Here is a 20,886-nt window from a genome sequence, read left to right as displayed (position 1 = left end):
TGGTTTCATTGTTGAAATAGGCGGCGTTTTTAATTATGAATGATTTAGAAAAATACTTCAGAGGAAATGAAGGGAGACTCATTGATAAATGGATTCATTATTTCGATATATACGATAAACACTTTTCTCGTTTTCGTTCAACGGACGTGTATATTGTGGAACTCGGGGTATACCATGGTGGCTCTTTGCAAATGTGGAAAAACTACTTTGGCCCGCAAGCAAAAGTCTTTGGTATAGATATCAATCCTGCTTGTAAGGAGTTAGAGGAAGACCAAGTTGAGATTTTTATTGGTGATCAAGAAGATAGGGGTTTTCTGAGATCTTTAAAGGAAAAGATCCCCAAAATAGATATTCTGCTAGATGATGGCGGACATACGATGAAACAGCAGATAGCAACTTTTGAGGAATTATTCCCTCTGATTGATAAAAATGGAGTCTATTTGTGTGAGGATATGCACACATCATATTGGTGGGAATATGGTGGAGGTTATAAAAAGAATGATTCATTTGTAGAATATTCTAAGAATTTTATCGACAAACTCAATGCTTGGCACTCTTTCGATACACGATTAGGTATTTCAGATTTTACCCGTGCAGCTCACTCACTTACTTATTACGATAGTGTTCTTGTAATTGAGAAACGTCCTATTGGCAAACCAGTTACTTTAAAAACTGGAGTCCCTTCTTTCCCTGAAGCACAATTACTAGAGTCTGAAGATTCCTCTCAGGAACAAGCTGCTAAGACAATACGGGATTTACACCGACAGTTACAACAATCTCAATCTGAGTTGCGAAAGTCGCGATCTGAAGTAGAGCAATTACAATCTGAATCAGAAGAAAATTCGATAGAATTGATGGAAATGCAAAAGCTTTTAGAGCAATCTCATGAAGTATGGGGACGCTCACAAGTTATTATCAAAGCTATGGAAAGTAGTAAGTTTTGGAAGCTTCGTAAATTATGGATGAAGTTCAAAAAAATATTTGTTTTCAAGTAGGTGATCAGAACATTGATTCCGCTTGGTATTGTCTTGAATGGAAAGCTGAAAAATGATTTATGAGAAAAAAAAGAAGTTGTCAATAAAAGGTTATGAACTTCAAGAAGCCCAACTTTCACTATTGAGAAAACATAGTGAAATAGAAGTCTCTTTTCAATGTTTGCCAAATCCTCATAAGTCGACTAGCGTAAGCAAATTGTCTAAGCTGAAGCGAATTTTTGCAGAAAGAGGGGCGAGAGGTACAGCTGTGTTTATTTATCAGAAGATGATAAATAAACGACAAAAGGTTCAAGACTACCAACACTGGCTCGAAAAGAATTCTTTTGCCAAACCAGATATCCAATTAGCTAAGAGACAAATAAAATCTTGGGAGCTTAAGCCGACATTTTCAATTATCGTTCCTGTCTATAATGTCGATCGGAAATGGCTAGTAAAATCGATTGAGTCTGTGAGAAATCAGATTTATCCTTATTGGGAATTATGTTTGGCTGATGATGCTTCCCCTAAGCCTCATATAAAAAAAATACTAGACTCATATATTCAGAAAGATGCAAGAATCAAAGCCGTTTACCGAAAAGAAAATGGTAATATTTCTGCCGCTAGCAACTCTGCATTAGAAATAGCAACAGGTGATTATATTGCTCTACTAGATCACGATGATACTTTGACAATTGATGCTTTGTATGAAAATGCCAAATTGATTAATAAGCATCCTGATGCCGATTTTATCTATAGTGATGAAGACAAAATAGATACTCAAGATAAACGTTGCGACCCATTCTTTAAGCCTCAATGGTCACCAGATTATTTTCACGGTTGCATGTACACTTGCCACTTGGGTGTTTATCGTAAAACAATCATTGATGAAATTGGTGGTTTTAGAAGTGATTATGATGGAGCACAGGACTATGATTTAGTCTTGAGAGTAGTAGAAAAAACAAAGAATATTTATCATATCCCTAAGGTGCTTTATAGCTGGCGAGTCATTCCAACTTCTACTGCTTCGAATTCTGATGCTAAGCCCTGGGCTTATATTGCAGCTCAAAAAGCCTTAGAGTCAATGATAGAAAGGAGTCCATATCCTGGATGGGTGGAAGAGGGGCCAAGATTTGGATTTTTTAGAGTTAGAAGAAAAATTGTAGACGATCCTTTAGTTAGTATAGTGATACCTAGTGCCGGAAAAAGTGCAGATATTGAAGGCAAAACAATTCAGCTTTTAGAAAATTGTATTGATAGTATTCGGAAGCTAAGTACATACAGAAATTTCGAATTTGTTATTGTTGATGGCTTCAATATTCCAGAAAAAACTATTGAGGCTATTAGTGGTGAAGATTTAACTTTACTCCGTTGTGATCAACCATTTAATTTGCCGATGCGAATTAATATTGGAGTAAAAAAGGCAAAAGGAGATTTTCTTCTACTCTTAAATGATGATATTGAGGTGATTACTCCTGATTGGATTGAATCGATGTTAGAACTAGCTCAACAAGAAGAAGTTGGTGCAGTTGGTGCAAAGCTATTTTTCCCAAATGAGACAATTCAACATGCAGGTGTTGTTGTATTGGGCGGGAATCCAGGTCATGCTTGCTATGGATATCCTCACGAGCATCCTGGTTATTTTTTGTCTAATATTATTAATCGCAATTATTTTGCTGTCACCGGTGCTTGTCTTATGATGCGTTCACAACTATATAGAGAATTAGGAGGATTCGATGAATATTTTCCACTTAACTACAACGATGTGGATTTATGCCTGAAAGCTCATCAAGCTGGATATAGGAATGTTGTAACCCCGTATGCGCAGTTGTATCATTATGAATCAGTTAGTCGAGACAAAGGGTTGCAACCTGGCGAATGGCAAAAATTCAACGATAAATGGGAAAAATACTTCAAAGAGACTGGAGATGATCCATACTACAATCCAAATCTTTCTAATGACGGAAAATTTGAAATTGCTTCTCTTTCGGCATAAAATCAGAGCTACTTAATATTTTAGATTATCAATGAAGGCTGTCATTCTTGCTGGTGGATTGGGAACACGTATATCTGAAGAGACTCATCTTAAACCCAAGCCCATGATCGAAATAGGAGGAAAGCCTATTTTATGGCATATTCTAAAAATTTATTCTGCTCATGGTATTCATGATTTCATTATTTGCCTTGGCTATAAAGGGTATGTAATCAAAGAATATTTTGCCAACTACTTTCTCCATATGTCTGATGTAACATTTGATATGGAGCATAATCAAATGAAAGTTCATCAGAAAAATGTTGAACCTTGGCGTATCACATTAGTTGATACTGGAGATTTGACAATGACAGGCGGAAGAATCAAACGAATTGCTAACTACTTAGATGGTGAAGATTTTTGTCTAACCTATGGGGATGGAGTTGGTGATGTTAATATCTCTGAGCTTATAGACTTTCACAATCAACATCAATTGATGGCCACTGTGACTGCAACTAAACCTCCTGGACGTTTTGGTTCTTTAACAATTGCAGAAGATAATCAGAATAAAGTGTCTGGTTTTCAAGAGAAACCTATTGGTGATGGTGGCTGGATTAATGGAGGTTTTTTTGTCCTGTCTCCAGATGTCTTGAATTATATTTCAGATGACGAAACTGTCTGGGAAAATGAACCGCTTGAGAGCTTAGCTAATGATGGCCAGCTTTGTGCATACAAGCACCGTGGTTTCTGGCAACCTATGGATACGTTACGAGACAAAAATCATTTAGAAGAGATGTGGAGAAATAATCAAGCACTTTGGAGAGTTTGGTAATGCAATCAAGTTTTTGGGAAAGTAAGAAAGTTCTAGTTACAGGACATACCGGTTTTAAAGGTAGTTGGTTATCTCTACTTCTTTCCCATTGGGGGGCTGATGTGATTGGGTATGCTTTGAAGCCACCTTCTGAGCCTAGTCTTTTCTATTCAGTTCAACTGGACGAATTGGTCAATTCAATTGAAGGTGATGTGAGAAATTATGACTACTTAAAAAAGATAATTCAAGAACATAAACCTGATGTGATTTTTCATATGGCTGCTCAATCTTTGGTACTGCCTTCATACCAAGACCCTATTACCACTTATTCGACTAATGTAATGGGTACGGTCAATCTTTTAGAAGCTGTACGTAAAGTTGGAACAGTGAAAGTGGTTGTTAACGTCACTAGCGACAAATGTTATAAGAACAAAGAGTGGTTCTGGGGATATCGAGAGAATGAAGAAATGGGAGGATATGACCCCTATAGCAATAGTAAAGGCTGTGCAGAATTAATTACTTCAGCTTTTCGAGATTCTTTTTTTTATCAATCCGATTCTGTTGCTTTAGCTTCAGTGAGAGCTGGAAATGTAATTGGAGGAGGAGATTGGGCAACTAATAGATTGGTTCCTGATATTGTAAGAGCCTTAGTGCAAAACGAAGTTGTCACTATTCGTAGTCCGAATGCAATTCGACCTTGGCAACATGTTTTAGAACCTATAAGTGGATATATAACGTTAGCGGAAAAAATGTGGTCTGACAGTCAAAAGTTTTCCCAAGGTTGGAATTTTGGCCCAAATGATAATGATGTGAAACCGGTGAAATGGATTACACAATATTTAACTAATGCTTGGCCTACAAAAGGAGCTTGGAAGCTTGATGAAGAAGCTCAACTTCATGAAGCAAATTATTTAAAACTAGATTGCTCGAAGGCAAGAAAAATCCTTCAATGGAAGCCTGTCATGAATCTTGAGCAGAGTTTAGAATGGATTATTTCATGGTATAGTTTATATTATCAAAGAGAAGATGTGAGGGAGATTACTCTCGAACAAATTCAACAATATTGTCAGCTAGTTTCTAATGCGTAGTTGGCTAGGCCAAAGTTATTTACAAGCAGAATAATCCTTAAATAATGAGCAGTAAGTGTAGATTTTGCCAGACTCCTTTGAGTCAGACGTTTGTCGATCTAGGGATGTCTCCTCTAGCTAATTCTTATCTGAAGTTTGAAAGTTTATCTTCAGCAGAGAAATTTTATCCTCTACATACTTATGTTTGTTCTAGCTGCTATTTAGTGCAATTAGAAGAGTTTGAAAGTCCGACTCATATCTTTGGAGATTATGCATATTTTTCGTCTTTTTCTGATAGTTGGTTAAAGCATTGTGAGAATTATGCAAATAAAATTGTGCGAGAGCTGTCTTTAGATCAAGGTTCGAAAGTAGTGGAAATAGCAAGTAATGATGGCTACTTGTTGCAATATTTTCAACGTCAGGCAATTCCTGTCCTAGGAATTGAGCCTGCTGCTAATGTAGCAGAGGTAGCTAGGGAGAAAGGGGTCAATACCCGAGTTTGTTTCTTTGGAAAAGACGAAGCTCAAAGAGTTTTGGCAAATGAGTCAGGGGCAGACCTTTTAATTGCAAATAATGTTTTAGCTCATGTTCCAGATATTAATGATTTTGTTGCTGGCATGAAAACTATATTGAAACCGACAGGTGTGATCACTGTTGAGTTTCCGCATCTGCTGAATTTAATAAACTATAATCAATTCGATACTATTTACCATGAGCATTTCTCTTATTTATCTCTTTTCACAGTAGAACAAATATTTGACCATCATGGTCTACGTATTTTTGATGTAGATGAGTTGAGAACACATGGCGGCTCCTTGCGAATCTATGCTTGTCATCACGAGAATCAGCATAGATTACAAGAGGAAAAAGTGATTCAAGTTAAGCAGAGAGAATTAGACAAAGGACTTGATAAGACAGCCACTTATAATGCCTTTTCTGAGCAAGTAAAGGAAACAAAAAGAAAGATATTAGATTTTGCAATTAAAGCAAAGAGGAAGTCGAAAAAAATTGTTGCCTACGGTGCGCCTGCGAAAGGTAATACTCTGCTGAACTATTGTGGGATTAGAAGCGATTTTATCGACTTTACTGTGGATCGGAGTGTATATAAACAGGGTTTGTATTTGCCTGGGACTCATATTCCGATTTTAGAACCGGAGAAAATTCGAGAAGCTAAACCTGACTACCTTATGATCCTCCCTTGGAATCTACAGGAAGAAATTATTTCCCAAATGTCTTATATCAGAGAATGGGGTGGGCAATTTGTTATTCCTATTCCTCAATTAGAAATTAAGTAATGATTTTTCAAGAAACTCAGTTACAAGGTTGTTATCTTGTTGAATTAGAAAAAATTGTTGATGAAAGAGGAGGTTTCTCTCGAAGTTTTTGCACAGAAGAGTTTAAATCTCATGGCCTTCAACCAACTATCCTGCAATGTAATATTTCGTTTAATCAGCACAAAGGTACTGTAAGGGGAATGCATTTTCAGAAAGCACCTAAATCGGAAGCGAAATTAGTTCGATGTACTAAAGGCGCTATTTATGATGTAGCTTTAGATTTGCGAGCCGAATCACCTACATATTGTCAGTGGATAGGAATAGAGTTAAGAGAAGATAATGGCAAGATGCTATATATACCTGAAGGTTTTGCTCATGGGTTTCAATCGTTAGAGGATGATACTGAAGTCTTTTATCAAATGTCTGAGAGCTATTCACCAGAGCATTCCACAGGGGTTAAATGGAATGACTCTTGCTTTGGTATCGAATTGCCACTAGAAATTACTTGTATATCTGACAAAGATTTAAACTACAGTGATTTTTCTCCATGAAGTCAATACTTGTAACAGGTTCTACAGGATTCATTGGGCAGCATACTTTATCTGTATTGCGGAAGTATGGATATGACGTTCATATTTCTGTAAGAACACGTTTAAAAATTCATAGTTTAAAACCGGAGATTTCTAGTCAAGTTTCGATACATTATTGTGATTTGTTTGATTATAATCAGCAAGTTGAATTATTTGAATCCATTAAACCATCCCACCTTTTACATTTTGCATGGGATGCTACTCCAGGAAAATTTTGGACTTCTGAAAATAATTTACAATGGCTCGAATGTAGTATGCAGCTCTTAAGAAACTTTGCTAAGCATCATGGTGAGAGGGCCGTTTTTGCAGGAACATGTGCTGAGTATGACTGGTCTTATGGATATTGCACTGAAAATTTAACTCCCACTAACCCCTCAACTCTGTATGGTGTCTGTAAAAATAGTTTAAGACAAGTATCTGAGCAATTTTGTAAAGATCGAGAAATTAGTTTTGCTTGGGGGAGAATATTTTGGCTATATGGTGTAAATGAAGCTTCTGGGCGTCTTGTCTCTTCTGTTATCCAAAATTTAACGGCTAAGCAAGTTGCAAAATGTAGTCATGGAAATCAGGTTAGAGATTTCATGTATGTAGAAGATGTTGCACGAGCATTCGTCGAGTTACTAAATAGTGATGTAGCAGGCAATATTAATATTGCCTCAGGAAAAGCAATTGCCATAAAAGATATAGTTACTGAAATTGGTAAACAAATGGGTCTTCCTGAGCTAATAGGTCTAGGGATGATAGAAGCAAGCAAAGATGAACATTCTTTTATTCTTGCCAATACTTCAATCCTTAATAACAAAATTGGTTTTAGACCCCAATATAGTCTCGAGGAAGGGATACGTAAAACAATACAGCAAATTTCAGCCTAGCAAGGTGTATGAAGTAGTATAGGTGAGTTGACTGGTGAGGAAGAAAGTAGCATCTTGCCGAAAGCCTACTCATTAGACTTAAGACAGAAAATAGTGGATGCCTACGAAAGGGGTGGTGTGAGTCAAAGTAGTCTTGCCCGACAATTTGGAGTGGCGAAAAAGTTTTGTACAAAAGCTCCTCGACCAAAAACGACTGACAGGGTCGATTGCTCCGAAAAAACGAGCCAACAAACACCTCCCAAATTAAACGAAGAGCATCAAACATATTGCGCCAGTTGCTCACCAAGAAAAACGATGCGACGCTAGCGGAACTATGTGATGAGATGGGAGAAAACGCACTGGTCTCCGTGTGGCCAATAGCACCATGCATCGCACCTTAAGAAGAATGGGATATAGCCTCAAAAAAACATTCTATCCAGACCTTAAGGCGACAAAACGAGTGCAACAAGCCAGATATGATTTTTGGCAGAAAATGCAAGCGACTCTAGCGAAAAACTTGATTTTTATCGATGAATCGGGCGTGAACTTAGCCATGACAAGACTGAGGGCACGTTCTGAGAAAGGGAAACGAGCTTATAGTCCGAAATCCAGTAAACGAGGCAAGAATGTTTCTTTGATTGGAGCATTAGGCTTCAAGGGAATGGTCGCTAATTATCATCTGCTGGGGAAGTACGGATGGATTAACCTTTGAAGCATTCATCAGCCAGAAGTTAATACCAAACTTATGGGCGGGAGCATGTGTGGTGATGGATAACTGTTCGATTCATTTAGGAGAGTCAGTACGCACAATGATTGAGGCCGTGGGAGCTAAGTTGATTTACCTTCCTCCCTATTCTCCAGATTTTTCACCCATTGAAAATTGCTGGTCAAAGTTGAAAAGTACCTTGAAAAGTATCGGGGCAAGAACTTATCTAGCTCTAGACAAGGCAATTGAGGTAGCTTTTTCCAAGATTACCCTTGATGATATTCGATGCTGGTTTACACATTGCTGCTATTGCACCTCACTCGACTAGAAATTGCTATAAGTCATATACCCAATATTTAAGGTCCCGTATTATTCTACAAATCAGATAAATTCATGCCCTGAGAATCCTTTTCTGAGATAATTAGTTCTTCGTTATTTAGTGGCCATTCTATGCCTATCTCAGGATCACTCCAGTGAATAGTTTGTTCATGCTTCGGGGAATAAATGTCGGTAACTTTGTAGAGGAAATCTGCATATTCTGATGTGACAAGAAATCCATGAGCAAAGCCTGGAGGAACCCATAACATTCTTTGATTTTTAGCGCTGAGATATGTACCAAACCATTGGCCGAAAGTCCTAGAATTTTCTCTGATATCCACAGCTACATCATATACTTCGCCTGATACAACACGAACTAACTTTCCTTGAGGGTGTTGAGTTTGGAAGTGCAAACCTCTTAAAACATTTTTACAAGAGCGAGAATGATTGTCTTGCACAAAAGATATATTGAGATTCAATTCTTTCTGAAAAAAATCAGTCTGATATGAAACCAAGAAAAAACCTCGATCATCTTTATAACATTTGGGTTCTAGAAGTAGTACATCTGGCAGATTAGTTGGAATTATCTTCATCGGAATATCTATCTCTAGTATTTTGGAACTAATTATTTATGAGCTTTTTTAAATATTGCCCATAGGTGCTTTTTTGTAAGGCATTGGATAGATTCAACAATTGTGTTGAGTCGATGTATCCTTGGTTGTAGGCAATCTCTTCTAAGCAAGCAATCTTTGTTCCTTGTCTTTGCTCAATAGTTTCAATATAGCTAGATGCTTGATGCAGAGATTCGGGTGTGCCGGTATCAAGCCAAGCATAGCCTCTACCTAATATCTCTACTTTGAGCTGTTTTCGGCCTAAATATAAAGTATTTAGGCTTGTTATTTCGAGTTCCCCTCTCTTGGAAGGTTGAACTTTTTTAGCAAGTTTGGTTACTTGATTGTCATAGAAATAAATCCCTGGCACTGCAAAGTTTGTTTTAGGAATTTTTGGCTTTTCTTCAAAGCTAATTACATTACCAGCGTCGTCAAATTCAATTACACCATAGCGCTCTGGATCTTTAACTTGGTATCCAAATACTAAGGCTCCTTCGTTGATTTGAGTTGCTTTTTTCAGTACTTCTGTTAGTCCATGACCATAGAGAAGGTTATCGCCTAATATTAAACATACGGATGATGTATCAATGAATTCTTCCCCGAGGATAAAAGCTTCGGCTAAACCATTTGGGTATGCTTGTTCTAGATAACTTAGGCTAATTCCCCATTGTGTTCCATCGGATAATAGACTTTGAAAGAGTGGTAAATGTTGAGGGGTGGAAATAACTAAGATTTCCCTAATTCCGGCAAGCATTAGCACGGACAAGGGATAATAAATCATCGGTTTGTCGTAAACGGGAAGAAGTTGTTTACTTAAAATATTGGTCATTGGAGCTAGTCTTGTTCCAAAGCCACCTGCAAGAATAATCCCTTTCATTAGTTAATTGATCCTTCTGATTTCTTGTAGTTAGTTTGGATCCAGTTTTGGTATTCGCCGGAACAAACTTGCTCAATCCAAGTTGGATGCTCTAGATACCACTGAATTGTCTTTCTGATACCGGTTGGGAAGCTTTCTTGTGCTTGCCAATTTAAATCTTTTTTGATTTTGTTGCAGTTAATGGCATAGCGGCGATCATGGCCAAGTCGGTCTTTGACGAAGGTGATGAGAGATGAATATGAAAAATCAGGTTTGGGTTTCAATTCATCGAGAATGTTGCAAATAGTGTGTACGACTTCAATGTTTGTTCGTTCAGTCTGGCCACCAATATTGTAAGTTTCTCCGATGTTGGCATTGGTCATAACGTTATAGATGCCTTGGCAGTGATCTTCAACGTAGAGCCAATCGCGAATATTCTGACCGTCTCCATAAATTGGTAATGGCTTGAGGTTTAAGCAATTGAGGATAATTAGTGGAATTAGTTTCTCGGGAAATTGGTAAGGGCCGTAGTTATTTGAGCAGTTGGTGATTAGGCTTGGTAGCCCATAGGTGTGGTGATAGGCATTGACTAAATGATCTGAAGCTGCTTTTGATGCGGAATAAGGACTTCTCGGATCGTAAGGGGTTGTTTCTTCGAACGGTGGATCATTCGCATCCAGGGAACCATAAACTTCATCGGTTGAGACATGAAGAAAACGGAATTCTTTTTGCTTGGATGAATCTATATTATTCCAGTAATTCAGTGTTTCTTCGAGTAGATTATGGGTCCCCAGAATATTGGTGTTAATAAATGAGTCTGGATGTAAAATGGAGCGATCTACATGACTCTCCGCGGCAAAATTGATGATGCCATCTGGTTTATATTTCTCAAAAAGTTGCTCTACTAAGTGGCGATCACCGATACTACCTTTGACAAAAACATAGTCTTCATCATTTGCTAGGGCACTCAGATTAGCTGGATTTGCAGCATAGGTAATAGCATCGAGATTAATGATGCGGCTCCAATTTTGTTGGCGAGCCATTAAAGTAAAATTCGAGCCGATAAAGCCACAACCACCTGTAATAAGGTAAGTCGGTGATGAAAGACTTGGCATAGAAGCATTTTCAGAAAGATCCGTAGCGCTAATATCTCATAGATGAGTTTATTTTGAAAGTTGTCATTGACCGAGTTGAGCTACAGTTACTGAGTGTTTGGTTTGTTCTACTCGTAATTTTCTGTATCGTCTTATGGCAAAGATATTACTGATCGGTAGCTCTGGCCAATTAGGTCAGGAGGTGCAAAAGCTGTTGGAGTTCAAGGGTGAAGATTATATTTCTTGTGATCGTGGCTCCCTTAACCTAAGCAATATTAGTCTCATCGAAAGTTATATCTATAATGTTCAGCCCGATATCGTCATCAACTGTTCTGCATATACAGCTGTTGATCGTGCGGAGGAAGAAGTTGAGCAAGCGTTTTTGATTAATCATTTGGTTGTAGAGGCGATCGCCAAAGCAACGAAACAAATCGGCAGTTATCTAATTCATATTTCGACTGATTACGTTTTCGATGGTCAAAACTACTTACCATATAGCGAAGAAGATTTAACAAATCCCCGTAGTACATATGGCAAATCAAAATTAGCTGGAGAGCAAGCCATTATTAAGCAAACTGACAAATACATCATTGTGCGAACAGCGTGGGTTTATGGCATATATGGCAAAGGAAATTTTGTCAAAACCATGTTGAAACTTGGTCAAGCTAGAGAGAATCTTGGTATTGTTTCTGATCAAATCGGGAGTCCAACATGGACGAAAGATCTCGCAATGGCACTGTTGCAAATATGTAAACAGCTCTCCCAAGAAAATTCTGGTATTTACCATTTCACCAACAGCGGTGTTTGTAGCTGGTATGATTTCGCCTCTGCCATTTTTATGGAATCAAAAAGCCTTGGCTATCCTTTGAAATTGACACAGCTTAAGCCAATAACAACCTCAGAATATCCAACTCCAGCACAACGACCTCATTACTCAGTGCTATCAACTAAAAAAATTTCCAATCTCCTAGGCGAATACCCACCACATTGGCATCAATCCTTACGGTTAATGTTAGAAAAATATCTCAAATAACAAGATTAAAGTGTGATATATATTCTCACAATAAATTACAATTCCAGTGCTTTAATATGTCAACTAATTGAGTCTCTACCAGAGCCTCAATCACCGGAATATCAAATATTTATTATTAATAATTCTCCAGAAGATGAAGCGATTTTTAAACTTCAGTCATCTCGAGTAAAAATATTAGAACCAAATATGAATTTGGGATTTGGTGGTGGTTGTAATTTCGGTATCAGTCACATTGCATCTCAAGATCCTCAGGCTGTTATTTGGCTTCTCAATCCTGACACGTACTTTCCTAAACAGCCTCAGAAACAATACTGGAAATTAATCAACCAAATCTGGCAAGAAAATTCTCAGTTATCAATTTTAGGAACTCTTATTGAAACACCAATAGGTAATATCTGGTTTTCGCAAGGTTTTTTCAATAAACATACAGGTCGAATAATTGATGTTCAAGAGCTGATGCCAAGTGATAACGGATTGGTGGAGACAGACTGGATTAGTGGTTGTAGTCTGATGATTAACTTAGAAAAATTCAAAAACTGTCCTTATTTCGATGAAGCTTTTTTTTTGTATTATGAAGATTCTGATTTTTGCTTGCGGTATCGTGCTTTAGGCCATCAGCTTGCTGTCTCTTCTGAGTTGAAGATTATTCATCAACCATCGTCGATCACGAATAAAAATCAGTATGCAAAGTTATTTCATAGTAGTTTTAGCTATTTATATTTCTTGCAGAGACATACCAGTCAACTTGTATTTTTAATATGTTTGAGCAAATTTTTTTTGAATACAGTATTTAAATTAATCACTCAGCCTCAGATTGGTCGTGCTAAATATGATGGATTAATCTCTTTTATCAAAAAAATGACTCCTGATGTTTAATCCCTACTAATATCAATGTCTAGTCTGGAACCTTCAATCAACAATGATATTCTTGTTAACCTCTCATTTTTTAGCATCATTAATGCTACTGGGATTGTTAGATATTCAGATGCCATATTAGATGGGCTTCAATCTATTAATCCTATATATTTAATAAATTTAGATGCGAAACAATATCTCTCCGAAAAATACAATTTTCAATCCTCAATTGTTTCTGATGATCTGACTGCTAATTCTGGAAAGATTGGTCACATTAAACGATTGATTTGGTCGCAATTCATGTTGCCGAAAATATATAAAAAGCAAACTTCTACCTTGGTTTTTTCGCCTATTTCAGAAGCTGCATTATTTACATCCTGTCGTCAAGTCGTGATGATTCATGATTTTATTCCATTACGGTTTCCAAATTGGCGATCACCCCTCTACCCTTACCATCGATTTTATGTGCCGGAAGTTACAAGGCAAGCAGAACATCTGATTTGTAATTCCGAGGCAACAGCACGAGATATTGTGAAATTCTGTGGAGTTTCTGCAAAAAAAATTAGCCCAATTCTGTTGGGTTATGACCAAGAACATTTCCAGCCCACTCCAACTCAAGATTCATCGGCGACTTCTCCTTATTTTTTATATGTTGGTCGTCATGACCCTCACAAAAATCTTGCACGGGTTATCAATGCTTTTCAGGCTGGAAAATTCAGTGATAAGACAGAGTTATGGCTGGTCGGCTCTGAGCATCCTCGCCATACGCCTGCATTACGCCAGCAGATTCTCGAATTAGGATTAACTGAGCGAGTGAAGTTTTTGGATTATGTGCCTTATGCAGACTTACCCACAATAATTTCTGAGGCGATCGCCCTTGTATTTCCATCGTTATGGGAAGGGTTTGGGTTGCCCATCCTTGAAGCAATGGGCTGTGGTACCCCAGTCATAACCTCAAATCTTGCATCAATGCCTGAAGTGGCTGGAGATGCTGCAATTTTAGTAGATCCTTACAACACCAATGAGATCTCTGATGCAATGCAGGCGATCGCCACCGACTCAGCATTACGAATGAACTTATCCGAACTGGGATTGGCTCGGGCAAAACTGTTTAGCTGGGAGAAAACAGGACGTGAAACAGTCGAAGTGCTGAAGCGATTTCTGTAAGTTGTTGTTTTACTTGCCCAATTCCGTGGCAACCTTGTGCGCGCAGGCGAAACCAGAAAATGCCACCGCATTTAGACCTTGGCCGGGAAATGTACTATCGCCAACACAGTACAAACCATCCACTTCGGTTTTGTTTACCTTAGGCCAGAGATTATTGAGGTTAAACATTCCTAGTAGTCCTAATAGTTTTTTCTGAGGGATAGGACCATAAGAGCCATCTACACGTCCAAGGAATTTACGATGGGTGCGAGGTGTACCAACTTCCATATAATCAAGCTTTTCGGTGATGCCAGGAAAAATTGTTTCAAGGCGCTGGATTAAGTGATTGGCGGCATCGTCCTTTTTTTCTTCATATTCCTTCGGCGACAAACCTTTCCACTCATCGATAAAGCTGGGTGTAAAAGTGTGAATAATGTGGTGTCCTTCTGGCGCAAGGCTTGGATCTAGGAGAGTGGGGATGGAGACAAAAATCGTGCCTTGTTCATCCTCCATGTTGTTCCAGTCTTCGAGAAAAATATGATGACAATCTGCATCTTCAGCCAATAAATCAGCCTTCACGCCAAGGTGCAAACTCAAGAAACTCGGAGATTTTTTGTAGTTTTGCTCCCACTTTTTCTCAAATTTTGGTTTAGTTTCGGCGGGTAGAAGTTTCTCAAACGTATCCCAACGAGTGGCATTAGAAATGATTTTTCTCGCGCGGAATTCTTTGCCATTGACGAGTTTTACGCCTACAGCTTTGCCTTTCTCAGTGAGAATTTTGTAGACATTAGCAGAATATTCGATGTCGCCACCGTGATTTTTTAAGCCTTCAACTAATTTCAAAGGGATTTGACCCACACCGCCTTCGGGATAATTGATGCCACCATAATGGCGATCGCTAAATACCATGCCTGCATTAATCATCGGCGTGAGTTCTGCGGGAACCACTGACCAGCAATAACATTCCATATCGATAAATTTGAGGAGTTCTTTATCTTTGATATGATGGCGGGCGATATCACCAGCATTTTGGGGTAAGTATTTTAGTAAGCCAAGACAAGACAAAGGTTCTTGAACAAAGACACGCAGCAGATATTTGATTTCTTCGAGGGATAAAAGCTCCATGCTGTTGAGGCAATTAAACACATCCCAACATTCGCCATAAAATTTGCGGATGCCTTTTTCTTCATGGGGGAAGCGGGCGATTAATTCCTGCAGAAATTCTTCGTAGTCGCGGTGAACACGGATACTCAGATCGTTCGGTAAATGGTAATGAATCTGGACTGGATCGGGGATGGTATTGATTTTCATGCCCACTGCATCCAGAGCGCGGGTAAGCAAGTTGGTTGTGCCCTGCTCACCAAAGCCAAAAATCATTGATGCGCCAACATCGAAACGATAGCCTTCCCGCTCGAAATAGCCTGCGCTGCCACCGGGAATGAGATATTTTTCGAGAACTAAAACCTTAATGCCTTTCGCGGCTAACTGGGTTGCTGTGACGAGTCCCCCAACACCGGAGCCAATCACAATCACGTCATAGTCAGCGACAGAGAAGTCAGAGGATGTAGCTGTAATGTTGGCGATAGCAGTCATAGATGGCAGTTAACAATTGGTAATAATTACCAGTTTACTGCTATTAAGAACATCAGTCGGTCTTGCTAATGAATTTAGAGCGTTATAAATAGAAGCTTACAGAGCAGTAAAATCTTCAGGGCAAGTGGGTTCCCCCTCGCTCAGGGCAGGGCTATTTCATTCTTGAGAGAAAGAAGCTAAGCAGTACACAACGATAGTAAAAACGGTAACCGGTGAGAAATCAGAGCTATGGCTTCCGTTATGGATGAATAGCCGTTCAATCTCAATAGCGAGATTACCGGGTATGTAAATTAATTTGTGTAAGCGGTCAAAATCCAGAAAAAAGCAAGGAGACCATGACCCATGAAAAAACAGAATCAAACCAGTAGAGCCGATGAACTGATTGATGAATTACTGCAAGATTGTCCAGACTCGGAATCAATTCTGGGAGAATCAGGCTTGCTACAGCAGTTGAGTAAGAGATTAATTGAAAGAGCCTTGCAAGGGGAATTGAGTCATCATCTGAATCAAGTCAAAGAAGCAGGAAAGCAGAATAGTAGAAACGGCTATTCCAAGAAAACAATCAAATCAACCCAAGGGGAAATGGATATCAGCATCCCAAGGGATAGGAAAAGTGAATTTGAGCCGCTGTTAGTGCCCAAAGGTCAAAGGCGTATTCAAGGGCTAGAAGAGAAGATACTGGCTTTGTACAGTCGAGGTATGAGTACCAGAGATATTCAGGCACAAATGCAAGAACTGTATGGGGTGGAGATTTCAGCTGGGCTAGTGAGTGAAGTGACCTCGGCAGTGATGGAGGAAATCAAAGCATGGCAGCATCGTCCTCTGGAGGAGATATATCCGATATTGTGGCTGGATGGCATGAGAATAAAAATCAGAGAGGAAGGACGGGATACGAATCAGACTCTCTATCTAGCACTGGGAGTGAAGCAGTCCGGTCACAAGGAGGTCTTAGGAATGTGGCTATCCTCGGGAGGAGAGGGGGCAAAATTTTGGTTGTCAGTGCTGAATGAAATCCACCATCGGGGAGTCGAACATATCTGTATAGCTTGTGTGGATGGGTTGAAGGGATTTCCCGCTGCCATTGAAGCGGTGTTCCCAAAAACGAGAGTGCAATTATGTATCGTTCATCTGATACGAAATAGCCTGAAATTCGTTTCTTGGAAAGACCGTAAGTCCGTGGTGTCAGACCTCAAGCCTATTTACCAGGCCGCCACAGTTTCCGAGGCAGAATCCGCCTTAACTGCTTTTGCGGAGCGTTGGGACGGTATCTACCCCACTATTTCCCAAATATGGCTGAATCATTGGGAAAACATCATTCCATTATTTGATTATCCAGCTCCCATCCGCCGCATCATTTACACCACCAATGCCATTGAGGCGGTCAATCGCTCTTTGGGCAAGGTGTGAAAAACCAAGGGCATGTTCCCCCATGCAGATGCTGCCCTGAAATTGCTGTATTTAGCCCTGAAGCATTTGATGAAGAGATGGACGATACCAATACAATACCCCATTGGAAAAGGGGCTTAAGCTATTTTGCCATTGATAATCCAGAGTATTTTCTTCACTAGTTTTTCTTGGCTTACACAAAATTCTTGACACTCCCAGATTACCCAACTACGGAAGATGGCAAAGTTCTCTGGAGCATGGCCATCTTTTTGTTGTGCTTTGTCTTCCCCAAGAAGTGCATCCTTTACCCAATGTAGGTTGTTCTCGATTTGCCAATGCTGTCGAATTACTCGACTCAGCTTTAGTCCTTGTGGTGGTAATGAAGTGATGTAGAACATCTGATTTTCATAGTCTTGGCTCTGCCTCTGTCCCCACCGAGTCATGCGGACAACGGATTGTATATCTTTCCATTCTGGCGTTAGTGAAGTCGGCACAGACCAGACTTCTACTCGTCTTTTTTCAGAACGACCATGACCAACATTTTGGGATTCATGTTGAGCGATTGGCTTTTGTTCCTGACAGTAGTTTGTTAAAGCTTGATACAGCTTTTTCTGGTTGCCTTTGACTGTCACTAGGTAGTCATGTCCGCGTTGTCTGAGTAACTGGATTGTTTTTTTGAGTGTGTAAGGCATCTAAAGTCACAGTGACTGATGGTAAATCTAACTCTGTCAGTAATTGCCGGATTACTGAGATTTCACTCTCTTTCTTATTCCGACTCATTTTCATGCCCAAAACAACTTGTCGCTGCTGACAGAATAAAGACACTGCTGTGACAAAATCTTGACTCTTGTTGTCATAGTTTTGCACGGTGTTTTTGAGGGATTTACCGTCCCCAGCCACAATGTCTCCCTTTCTCACATATTGTCTTGCCCATTGGTTAAAGACTTGTGTCACTTGCTGGAAATCTAATTCCATCATCACTCGCCGTACCGTTGAGTAGGAGGGGACACGAGCTTCAGGAATCTGTAAGGTGCTAATCAGCTCCCGGCGATGTCGCTCAATAAATCGCCCAATACCTCGATATCCCCATTCACCACTCATACCTGCCATGATGATTATCAGTAATATCAAAGATAATGAGTGTCTTCGTCCGGAAGCCTGTCTCGGGTCTTCAATACGACTCAGTGTATCGAGTAAGCTTTCGCTCATTTTTCATCGTTGAACGCCTATCTCCTCTTATTCTCTCTATTTTTTCTAAGAATGAAACAACCCTGCCTTGCTCAGGGTGGGATAGGGCAATTCTTCGCCGGGAATACCAGCTGCATCACTTTCACAAAGGATTATCGTTGTCGTTGCATAGCCTTATCCTTTCGGCGGTACGACAAAAGCAACCACTTACATAACTTTTTAGGCGTTGCAGAATAGAGGTTGTTGACTCAATGCAATGTCCAATAAATTAACCGCTAAAAAATAAGCCCTTGAGCGGCTGAGGATGCCGAAAGCCACGACAATCGATACAATCTTTAAACAATTCTATTGTTGTTGCCGTCACCATGCTTAGCGAATTTTTACAGTTCCAGATTCCCATTGACCCGAGTACTATTGCGGGCATTTGCTTATGGGCATTTGCGTTGTATATTGGCATTGCTCCCCTACGCGAGGGGATCACCGATGGGCTAGAGCTGTGGATGAATTGGGCGGAGCGATCGCTGTATTTTTCCGTCGAGGAATACAACAAAGACAAAGAAATTCGTGAATCAAAGAGTGCATTTTCCGCCTCTCTCCTGAGTATTGTGCCGTTTTTGATCCTCGGGGTTTTGTTTAACTGGTTTGTAGAATTGTCCCTAGGCCATAGCTGGGCGATTAGTCTGGGTATCATGGCCTGTGCAGGCTGTGGTGTATATGAGCTCGGTCGCCTCGATGGGGAACAACGGTACGAAAATGATGAAGACTGATTTTTTACGGCTAGCGCAGCAAATGATGCAACGCATGAGAACGCTTCGCTGGTGGGGCATTGCGACGGCGATCGCCCTGATGATTGCATTCCCGTCGGTGTTGACCGCCTGTAGTGGACAACCGTCTAATGCGTCATCTGACAATCAAATTGTGGTGAGTATCCTTAGCGATCCCAAAACATTTAACCCAGCCCTATCGACCGAGTCTCCCAACGTTTTTAATCTGACTTTTGAAGGGTTGCTGGATCAAAACCCGATGACCGGGGAATTTGAACCGCACCTTGCTGAGTCTTGGGAATTTTCTGAGGATAAACTCAACCTGACGTTTACACTGCGAGAAAATCTGAAGTGGTCTGATGGCGAACCCCTCACTGCCGATGATGTGGTGTTTACTTTCAATGACATCTATTTAAACGACAAAATTCCCACCAGCTCCCGCGATATTTTGCGCATTGGTGCTGAAGGAACGCTTCCCACTGTCACTAAAGTGGGCGATCGCCAAGTGCGTTTTACGATGTCGGAACCCTTCGCGCCGATTTTAAGTAGTATTGGCCTCGAAATCTTACCCGAACATGCCCTCCGAGAATCTGTCGAAACCCTTGATAGCGAAGGCAATCCTCTCTTCATCAATACTTGGGGGATTAGCACACCACTATCCGATCTCGTCGTTAGTGGTCGTTACAAAATTGATAGTTATAGCGTTGGACAGCGCGTTATTTTTAAAGCCAATCCAAACTATTGGGATGCGCCGCAACCGATTGTTGAAAAAGTTGTTTGGCAAATTGTGCCGAATACAGACACCACATTGCTCCAGTTTCGCTCTGGTGATCTAGATGTGACGAGTGTGAGTCCTGAATATTTTTCACTGCTGAAAAAAGAAGAAGATCGCGGTGATTTTACTATTTACAATGGCGGCGCGAGTTACGGGACAAGCTTTATTTCCTTTAACCTCAACACTGGTAAACGTAACGGCAAACCCCTCGTTGAACCCTACAAATCGAAGTGGTTTAACAATGTCAATTTTCGCCGTGCTGTGGCTTATTCCCTTGACCGCGATCGCATGGTCAATAACATTTATCGAGGGTTGGGTGTACCGCAGGATTCTGGGGTTTCGATTCAGTCACCTTTCTTTAATGAAAACATTAAAGGCTATGACTATGACCCAGAAAAAGCCCGTTCGTTGTTAGAGGCTGAAGGTTTTTATTACGATGATCAAGGTAAATTATTCGACAAGGATAACAATCTGGTGCGCTTTAACCTGATTACCAATGCTGGTAATAAAATCCGCGAATCAATTGCTACTCAAATTGAGCAGGATTTGGAGGCTATCGGTATGGAGGTGGATTACACACCGATTGGGTTTAATATCCTCGTCGATAAGCTCACAAATTCGTTAGATTGGGAATGTCATTTGCTCGGCTTGACTGGCGGTAATGAACCTAACAGCGGCGCAAATGTCTGGGCTGTGGATGGCAATTTGCATATGTTCAATCAAAATGCACGCCCTGGTACGGATCCATTAACGGATCGTCAGGTGAGCGATTGGGAACAGGAAATTGCGGATCTTTATGTCAAAGCGGCTCAGGAATTGGAGTTCGACAAGCGTAAGGAAATTTATGACCGCACCCAAGAGATCGGTTCTGAACATTTACCGTTTATTTATTTGATTAATAATTTTTCCTTGGCTGCCGTCCGCAACAAAATTGAAGGGGTGCAACATTCTGCCCTCGGCGGCCCGCTTTGGAATATTGAAGAGTTAACTTTATCTACTACCGATTCTGACCTCAAGGAGTAACC

Annotated in this window: 18 protein-coding genes and 3 pseudogenes; 16 read left to right on the top strand and 5 right to left on the bottom strand. The window is 40.1% G+C overall.

The window, feature by feature from the left end; genetic code table 11:
* Positions 1 to 35 precede the first annotated feature (35 nt).
* The 10 genes and pseudogenes from LEPTO7376_RS23145 to LEPTO7376_RS28215 all read left to right on the top strand — a co-directional run.
* On the top strand, positions 36 to 995 hold the full coding sequence (locus LEPTO7376_RS23145) for a class I SAM-dependent methyltransferase (RefSeq protein WP_015132748.1): 960 nt from the start codon (positions 36 to 38) through the stop codon (positions 993 to 995).
* Between the two features lie 52 nt (positions 996 to 1,047).
* On the top strand, positions 1,048 to 2,967 hold the full coding sequence (locus LEPTO7376_RS02695) for a glycosyltransferase (RefSeq protein ID WP_015132747.1): 1,920 nt from the start codon (positions 1,048 to 1,050) through the stop codon (positions 2,965 to 2,967).
* A 31-nt stretch (positions 2,968 to 2,998) separates the two neighbouring features.
* Entirely contained in the window at positions 2,999 to 3,775 is a 777-nt protein-coding gene (gene rfbF, locus LEPTO7376_RS02690; protein WP_015132746.1) for a glucose-1-phosphate cytidylyltransferase, read from the top strand.
* Positions 3,775 to 4,842 carry a CDP-glucose 4,6-dehydratase gene (rfbG, locus tag LEPTO7376_RS02685; RefSeq protein ID WP_015132745.1) on the top strand — a complete coding sequence of 356 codons (1,068 nt, stop codon included), beginning with the start codon at positions 3,775 to 3,777 and terminating at the stop codon, positions 4,840 to 4,842. Before rfbF ends, rfbG begins: the two co-directional genes overlap by 1 nt.
* 44 nt (positions 4,843 to 4,886) lie before the next feature.
* Entirely contained in the window at positions 4,887 to 6,116 is a 1,230-nt protein-coding gene (locus LEPTO7376_RS02680; RefSeq protein WP_015132744.1) for a class I SAM-dependent methyltransferase, read from the top strand.
* Positions 6,116 to 6,646 carry a dTDP-4-dehydrorhamnose 3,5-epimerase gene (gene rfbC / locus LEPTO7376_RS02675; protein ID WP_015132743.1) on the top strand — a complete coding sequence of 177 codons (531 nt, stop codon included), beginning with the start codon at positions 6,116 to 6,118 and terminating at the stop codon, positions 6,644 to 6,646. The genes LEPTO7376_RS02680 and rfbC (LEPTO7376_RS02675) overlap by 1 nt, the downstream gene beginning before the upstream one ends.
* Positions 6,643 to 7,557, top strand: coding sequence for an NAD(P)-dependent oxidoreductase (locus LEPTO7376_RS02670; RefSeq protein WP_015132742.1), 915 nt, complete (start codon positions 6,643 to 6,645; stop codon positions 7,555 to 7,557). Before rfbC (LEPTO7376_RS02675) ends, LEPTO7376_RS02670 begins: the two co-directional genes overlap by 4 nt.
* A 27-nt stretch (positions 7,558 to 7,584) precedes the next feature.
* Positions 7,585 to 7,863, top strand: coding sequence for a hypothetical protein (locus LEPTO7376_RS27150; RefSeq protein WP_225901163.1), 279 nt, complete (start codon positions 7,585 to 7,587; stop codon positions 7,861 to 7,863).
* A 58-nt stretch (positions 7,864 to 7,921) separates the two neighbouring features.
* Positions 7,922 to 8,248: a transposase gene (locus LEPTO7376_RS28220; protein WP_264308961.1), complete on the top strand. Its 327-nt coding sequence runs from the start codon at positions 7,922 to 7,924 to the stop codon at positions 8,246 to 8,248.
* Positions 8,208 to 8,445, top strand: a pseudogene (locus LEPTO7376_RS28215) (transposase); the annotation flags it as partial. The gene LEPTO7376_RS28220 and the pseudogene LEPTO7376_RS28215, both read left to right, overlap by 41 nt.
* Before the next feature lie 171 nt (positions 8,446 to 8,616).
* Here the strand turns inward: LEPTO7376_RS28215 and rfbC (LEPTO7376_RS02660) are convergent.
* Genes rfbC (LEPTO7376_RS02660) through rfbB form a run of 3 tightly spaced genes read right to left on the bottom strand, consistent with a single transcriptional unit; the run spans position 8,617 to position 11,142 of the window.
* On the bottom strand, positions 8,617 to 9,153 hold the full coding sequence (gene rfbC / locus LEPTO7376_RS02660; protein WP_015132741.1) for a dTDP-4-dehydrorhamnose 3,5-epimerase: 537 nt from the start codon (positions 9,151 to 9,153) through the stop codon (positions 8,617 to 8,619).
* Between the two features lie 28 nt (positions 9,154 to 9,181).
* Positions 9,182 to 10,048: a glucose-1-phosphate thymidylyltransferase RfbA gene (rfbA, locus tag LEPTO7376_RS02655; RefSeq protein WP_015132740.1), complete on the bottom strand. Its 867-nt coding sequence runs from the start codon at positions 10,046 to 10,048 to the stop codon at positions 9,182 to 9,184.
* Positions 10,048 to 11,142 (bottom strand): dTDP-glucose 4,6-dehydratase, encoded by a 1,095-nt coding sequence (gene rfbB, locus LEPTO7376_RS02650; RefSeq protein ID WP_015132739.1) that lies wholly within the window; start codon positions 11,140 to 11,142, stop codon positions 10,048 to 10,050. Before rfbB ends, rfbA begins: the two co-directional genes overlap by 1 nt.
* A 133-nt stretch (positions 11,143 to 11,275) precedes the next feature.
* Here rfbB and rfbD point away from each other — a divergent pair, with 133 nt between their 5' ends.
* Genes rfbD through LEPTO7376_RS02635 form a run of 3 tightly spaced genes read left to right on the top strand, consistent with a single transcriptional unit; the run spans position 11,276 to position 14,176 of the window.
* Positions 11,276 to 12,154, top strand: a complete 879-nt coding sequence (gene rfbD / locus LEPTO7376_RS02645) for a dTDP-4-dehydrorhamnose reductase (protein WP_015132738.1) — start codon at positions 11,276 to 11,278, stop codon at positions 12,152 to 12,154.
* Between the two features lie 12 nt (positions 12,155 to 12,166).
* Entirely contained in the window at positions 12,167 to 13,030 is an 864-nt protein-coding gene (locus LEPTO7376_RS02640; RefSeq protein ID WP_015132737.1) for a glycosyltransferase family 2 protein, read from the top strand.
* Positions 13,031 to 13,045: 15 nt separating this feature from the next.
* The gene (locus LEPTO7376_RS02635) at positions 13,046 to 14,176 is read left to right on the top strand and encodes a glycosyltransferase family 1 protein (RefSeq protein ID WP_015132736.1); all 1,131 of its coding nucleotides are present in this window, start codon (positions 13,046 to 13,048) and stop codon (positions 14,174 to 14,176) included.
* A gap of 9 nt (positions 14,177 to 14,185) precedes the next feature.
* Here the strand turns inward: LEPTO7376_RS02635 and crtH are convergent, their stop codons facing one another.
* Positions 14,186 to 15,748: a carotenoid isomerase gene (crtH, locus tag LEPTO7376_RS02630; RefSeq protein WP_015132735.1), complete on the bottom strand. Its 1,563-nt coding sequence runs from the start codon at positions 15,746 to 15,748 to the stop codon at positions 14,186 to 14,188.
* 342 nt (positions 15,749 to 16,090) lie between these two features.
* Here crtH and LEPTO7376_RS02625 point away from each other — a divergent pair.
* Positions 16,091 to 17,316, top strand: a pseudogene (locus LEPTO7376_RS02625) (IS256 family transposase).
* On the opposite strand, the pseudogene LEPTO7376_RS25515 reads toward LEPTO7376_RS02625, so the two are convergent.
* A pseudogene (locus LEPTO7376_RS25515) lies at positions 17,272 to 18,343 on the bottom strand (ISAs1 family transposase). The pseudogenes LEPTO7376_RS02625 and LEPTO7376_RS25515 overlap by 45 nt on opposite strands.
* A gap of 344 nt (positions 18,344 to 18,687) precedes the next feature.
* On the opposite strand from LEPTO7376_RS25515, the gene LEPTO7376_RS02615 reads away from it, so the two are divergent.
* Entirely contained in the window at positions 18,688 to 19,089 is a 402-nt protein-coding gene (locus LEPTO7376_RS02615) for a hypothetical protein (protein WP_015132733.1), read from the top strand.
* Positions 19,079 to 20,884 (top strand): ABC transporter substrate-binding protein, encoded by a 1,806-nt coding sequence (locus tag LEPTO7376_RS02610; protein WP_015132732.1) that lies wholly within the window; start codon positions 19,079 to 19,081, stop codon positions 20,882 to 20,884. The genes LEPTO7376_RS02615 and LEPTO7376_RS02610 overlap by 11 nt, the downstream gene beginning before the upstream one ends.
* Positions 20,885 to 20,886: the final 2 nt, after the last annotated feature.

The organism is [Leptolyngbya] sp. PCC 7376, from assembly GCF_000316605.1.
Lineage (GTDB): Bacteria > Cyanobacteriota > Cyanobacteriia > Cyanobacteriales > MRBY01 > MRBY01.
This window is presented reverse-complemented; position numbering and strand designations above follow the sequence as displayed.